This window comes from Stenotrophomonas sp. 2YAF22, from assembly GCF_052114665.1.
GTDB lineage: Bacteria > Pseudomonadota > Gammaproteobacteria > Xanthomonadales > Xanthomonadaceae > Stenotrophomonas > Stenotrophomonas indicatrix.
Genome location: NZ_JBFRFE010000301.1, coordinates 1 through 5,052, shown reverse-complemented (window position 1 = coordinate 5,052; position 5,052 = coordinate 1). Strand labels below are relative to the sequence as shown.

6 protein-coding genes and 1 pseudogene are annotated in these 5,052 nt (G+C 62.6%); all 7 read right to left on the bottom strand.

All coding sequences use genetic code 11. The annotated features are described in order from the left end of the window. The coding region (locus tag AB4Y84_RS12865) for an efflux RND transporter permease subunit (protein WP_442250233.1) at window positions 1–861 on the bottom strand (861 nt) is incomplete at its 3' end. After that, complete coding sequence (locus AB4Y84_RS12860; protein ID WP_442250232.1) at window positions 858–1,970, bottom strand: efflux RND transporter periplasmic adaptor subunit; 1,113 nt, start codon at window positions 1,968–1,970, stop codon at window positions 858–860. The genes AB4Y84_RS12860 and AB4Y84_RS12865, both read right to left, overlap by 4 nt. A gap of 65 nt (window positions 1,971–2,035) precedes the next feature. After that, window positions 2,036–2,662 (bottom strand): TetR/AcrR family transcriptional regulator, encoded by a 627-nt coding sequence (locus AB4Y84_RS12855; RefSeq protein ID WP_442250231.1) that lies wholly within the window; start codon window positions 2,660–2,662, stop codon window positions 2,036–2,038. A gap of 71 nt (window positions 2,663–2,733) precedes the next feature. Continuing rightward, on the bottom strand, window positions 2,734–3,111 hold the full coding sequence (locus AB4Y84_RS12850) for a putative quinol monooxygenase (protein WP_442243557.1): 378 nt from the start codon (window positions 3,109–3,111) through the stop codon (window positions 2,734–2,736). Window positions 3,112–3,159: 48 nt separating this feature from the next. After that, entirely contained in the window at window positions 3,160–3,828 is a 669-nt protein-coding gene (locus tag AB4Y84_RS12845; protein ID WP_442243558.1) for a carboxymuconolactone decarboxylase family protein, read from the bottom strand. A 37-nt stretch (window positions 3,829–3,865) separates the two neighbouring features. Next, entirely contained in the window at window positions 3,866–4,351 is a 486-nt protein-coding gene (locus tag AB4Y84_RS12840; RefSeq protein ID WP_442243559.1) for a cyclophilin-like fold protein, read from the bottom strand. A 5-nt stretch (window positions 4,352–4,356) separates the two neighbouring features. Beyond that, a pseudogene (locus tag AB4Y84_RS12835) lies at window positions 4,357–5,052 on the bottom strand (MFS transporter); the annotation flags it as partial.

Sequence of the window (5,052 nt, the reverse complement as noted above, 5' to 3'; positions counted from 1 at the left end):
GCCCAGCAGCATGGCTGGCTCGCCACCGTTGCGGATCATGAAGGTCGACGGGTCCTCATAGCCACGCTTGACGATGGCGATGTCCCGTAATTTGAGGGTCCTGCCCTGTGCAACGATGGGTGTATCGCGGATCTTGTCCAGCTGATCGAGCGCCCCGTCGAGGCGAATGAAGATCTGCGGGCCCTTGGCCTCGACCGATCCTGCCGGCGTCAGGGCGTTCTGCCCGTTCAGCGCCCCGAACACCTCCTGTGGCGTGATGCCGAGATTCGACAGGCGTTCGTGCGACAGCTCCACATAGATGCGCTCGGATTGCTCACCAATGATGTTGACCTTCTTCACGCCAGGTACGTGCAGCAATCGCTGACGCAGCGTCTCGGCATCACGCGCGAGCAGGCGGAACGGTTCACCCTTCGCTTTCAGTGCGAAGAGAGCAAACGTGACATCCGCGTACTCGTCGTTGACCATCGGGCCGATCACGCCCGTGGGCAGATTTGCGGCTTCGTCTGCCATCTTCTTGCGCGCCTGGTAGAACTCCTCCTGCACCTCCGACGGTGGCGTGCCATCCTGCAATGTCAGCGTAGTGAAGGACAGGCCAGGCCGGGTGTAGGTTTCGCTGCGGTCATACCAGCGCAGTTCCTGCAGGCGCTTTTCCAGCTTCTCGGCGACCTGGTCCTGCATTTCTGTTGGCGTAGCGCCAGGCCAGGCCGTCACGATGGTCATGACCTTGACAGTGAACGCAGGGTCCTCAGCGCGGCCGAGCTGGAAGAAGGAAACAATGCCGGCAACGGAGACCAGAAAGATCAGGAAAACCGTGATGGCACGCTCGCGCACCGCAAGTGCCGACAGATTGAACCCACTCACTGGTGGGCTCCGTTTGCAGCGGCGTTCCTGGCGGTCTCAGCGATGCGAACCACCTGCCCTTCGCGAAGTAGATGGGCGCCGAGGGCAGCCACGCGATCCGATGCGTTCAGGGCCCCCTCAACCACTACCCGGTCATCACCCAACTGCTTGACGGCGACCGGCGTCCAATGGGCTTTGAGCGGCTCACCACCGATCACCCAGACGCCGGGACCGGTACCAGGATCGAACAGCGCGCCCAACGGCACCTCGACGCCGGCCGACGCACCGGCAGGTGCTGCGCCTGAAAGTTCGACCGCCACCGTGGAACCCAGCGGCAGCGCCGTGCTGCCCTCTTCCAGGGTGTAGCGAGCTTCGAAGGTCCGGGTGGCGGGGTCGGCCGATTCCGAGAGCACGCGCAACCGTGCGGGGATCTTGCCGCTTGCCCCGAACGGGGACGCTGAGCCCACGGAGCCGATCTGGGGTCGCAGCGTCTCGGGCAACTGGACCACGGCCTCCCGACTGCCTGCACGGGCAAGCCGGGCGACGATCTGCCCCGCCGCCACGACCTGACCGGGCTCAGCGGAGATGGTCATGACCACTCCGTCGGCATCGGCGACGAGCGCCGTGTATTGACTGGCATTACGTGCAACCCGGGCTTGCGCGTCGGCCGCCTTGAGCTGTGCCGATGCTGCGTCCGCCGCCGCTTTGATCTGATCGTAGGCCGACCGTGAAACGACGCCCTTGGCTGCCAGATCGCGGTATCGCGCTTCGTCTGCGGTGGCTTGCGCGCTTTGCGCTCGGGCCGCGATGACGGCCTGCAGCTGGGACGCCGCTGCCAGATTCAGGTCGACGGGATCAATCCGATAGAGCACGTCGCCGCGCTTTACCGTCTGCCCCGTCTCAACCAGGCGCTCGGTGACCTTGCCACCCACCCGAAAGGCCAGATCACTCTGTACGCGTGCGGCGACGGTTCCTGTGAACGTGCGCGCGCCTCCCGCCCCCGGTTGCACTTGGGCAATCCGGACGATGGGCGGAGCGGTCCGGGGATCGACGTCATCCGACTTTCCGCAGGCCACAAGGAACAACGGAACAACACAGGAAATGRCTGGGAGTACAAAACGGCGACGCATGCGGCCTTCCGGAGTGGGGTATCCGGAGGAATTCTGTTCCTAGTGACTAATATAGTCAATGGTCACTACGGGCATGGCTCAAGGCTCCGGAGGACCAACTCCTGCAAGGCACTTGGCGCTTCTTTGTGCAGGTGCGCCAGGTGCGGCAGCGTCACCGGATTCAGATAAGGAAGCAGGACCTGGTAGACCGCACGGCTGGTGTCCTCGAGCGGCGTCGTGCACTCAAATGCGCCGGAAGCGCGTCCATCCTTGATGATGTCTTCAACAAGCTGCCTGATGCGCCCTTCATACGCCTGCGCTGAAGGCCATTGATCCGTCGCGGCCGCAACGGCAATTTCATACAGGCGCCGATCCTGCAGAAACAGGCGAAGACCGGCCTCCACAATGACGGTGAACAACAACCGCAGCCTCTCGGCAGGCGCTTGCACGCCTTGCAGGGCCTGATGAACCTCGCTTTCGATCTGACTGAGGCAATTGGCGCAGATCACCTCGCCAATGGCCTGCTTGGRGGAAAAGAACTTGTAGACGTACGCCTTCGAGAAGCCGATGGCCTTGGCGAGGTCGGACACCGTCGTCTTGTCATAGCCGTAGTGGCTGAAATGCGCGGTGGCAGCCTCGATGATCTGGGTGCGCACGTCGTGCTCGGCGGGGCCGCGTCCGGCGTCGAGTGCTGCGGAGGTCGAAGTTGACATCGTGGAAGCGTAGCGCCGCGCCGTCACGCCGGCAAATGGTGACCGTTTGGGTATCGCCCGCCACCCGGCGATTATTTGATTTTCAGCTCCGGCAGAAGAGGATCAACATCAACCAGTTCCAGTGACTTGACCATGTGCAGCGTGCCGTTTTTGTACTTGAGGAAATGCGAGCTCTTCACATGCTGTTCGTAAGCCTGCCGGCTCGCATAGATTTCAAGGATTGTCAGCCGGGTCGGATCTTCCTTGTCAAAGACCGCATACAACGACAGCACGCCGGGCTCCAGCTCCATTGAAGCGCGAACCTCCTCAGCCAAGGCGCCTCTATAGGCGGGCAGATGGTCTGCATTGACGGTGATCTTCGAGAGCCTTGTCATCTGTGCCTCCTGCGCTCCAACACTGAAGGGTCCTGCCAGCATGCTGATCAACGTTCCGATGATCATCTTTTTCATTCAATCCTCCAATGCGTGCGCCATGCGACGGAATCTCTCGTCTGAACATCATTCGTGCCGAACGTCCAGCTGGCATTGAATACCGACACGAACACGTTCCGCGGCCTCCAGGCCGAAGCGCGCTTCGAGAACAGCAGCCAGCGCGTACAGCTGCTCTGGGCGCAGCCCTATGTTCATGCTGATGCCAATGTGAGACTGCAACTGCGGCTCCACCCCGGACATTGCAGCCAGCATGCTGACCGTGGCCAACTCGCGGATTTGCCAATCAAGGTTGTCGCGCTCGAAGATGTCGCCAAACAGATGCGTACGCAGGTACTCATTTGCCTGGGGTGCGAAATCGAACAAAGGCCCTGAGACCGGGCCGCCAGCCAGCCTGGTCTGATTGGCCGTGCCTGCGGCGAGCAGTGCGTCTCCTTTGGGGATCGGCCTGCCCGGCTCGCGGCCAGCTTCATCCTGGATGCCCCGCTGCCTGCGCGCCTGCACCACCCTCATCAGTTCGCTCAACGCGTTCAGGCTCCGTGGGAAACCTGCATAGGCATAGACCTGCACGAGGATCTCGCGCACCTCTGCCACGCTCAGGCCCGCGTCCAGAGCTTGATTCAACGCCTGATCAAGGGCACTCATGTTGCCCGCCGCTGCGCAGGCGCTGATTGGAATGATGGCTTGCTGGTGGGCATTCAGCCCGGTGACAGAGAACCGGCTGTAGTTGCTGTTCATAGCTGCTCCTTCGTGTGCAGGGGACGTAGCCAGACGTCTACTCGAACTCGATCCGCGCTTCCACCGGTCCCTCCGCGCGAAGCGCCTTTAAGTCCCCCTCGATGCGGCCCAACCGCACCAAACCCTTCGAGTAACGGAACGGCCTGTGGAAGATCGCCAGGTTCCCCCACGGCGCGTAGAAGGCGATATCGCCAGCCAGTGGCGTGATCCCGTCAGGTTCACCGGCAATGCTGAGGCGGCGCGGGAGCTGCGCGATCTTCTCCGTAGCAGCATAGTCCTCAAGCTGAAGGGTAATCGGCAACTGGGCGGCGAACTCGCGTGCGGGAACGCTGTCCTCCAGCATGGCCGACAACGTCTGGTTGTTGATGATCAGTCGAACCTTCACTGAGGGCACCTCCGGGTTGGATGCGTTTTTCATGGGCGCGACGGTGTGATGCTTCTGCTCGGCAGAGCATGCGGACACCGCCGCGAAGGCAAGGCAAAGCGAAAGCAGCTGACCAATGATCCTCGTCGCGCGCCTCATCAGCCTCATGCCTCTACGGCGACCGCCGAGCCGGATGCGGACGCAGCATCGGCGGCCGTGACATAGGCGAGCAATGCCGCGAACAGCAGCAAGCCCGCACTGGCCAGGAATGTGCAGGCGAAACCAACACTGTCCAACAGCACGCCGCCAAGGCTGGAACCCAGCGCGATCGAGCACTGCACCACCGCTACCATCAGCCCGCCGCCCGCTTCAGCATTGTTGGTGAACGTGCGTGCCAGCCAGCTCCACCAACCCACCGGCGCAGCCGTGGCCARCAGACCCCATACCGAAAACAGTACGGCCGTCGGCCAGAGTTGAGGCCCCAGCGCCACGAGCGCCGCGGCAATCACCGCCATCAGGATCGGGACGGCCACCAGTGTGCGATAAAGACCACGCCTGATGAATGCCCCGATCGCGAGCGTGCCCACAACGCCGCTTGCACCAATGGCCAGCAGCACCAGCGGAACGGCGGATTCCCCTGCACCCGTGACCTTTTCCAGGAACGGGCGCACATAGGTGAACAAGGCAAACTGCCCCATGAAGAAGATGCCGCACGCCGCCATTCCCAACATCACCACCCGCCGCCGCAGCAGGGCCAGTACCCCGCCCCGGGATTGCCGTCGTTCCGCGGCCATGGAAGGAAGACACAGCCACTGCCATGCCAGCGCGATGGCGGCCACAGGCAGGAGGCACAGGAATGC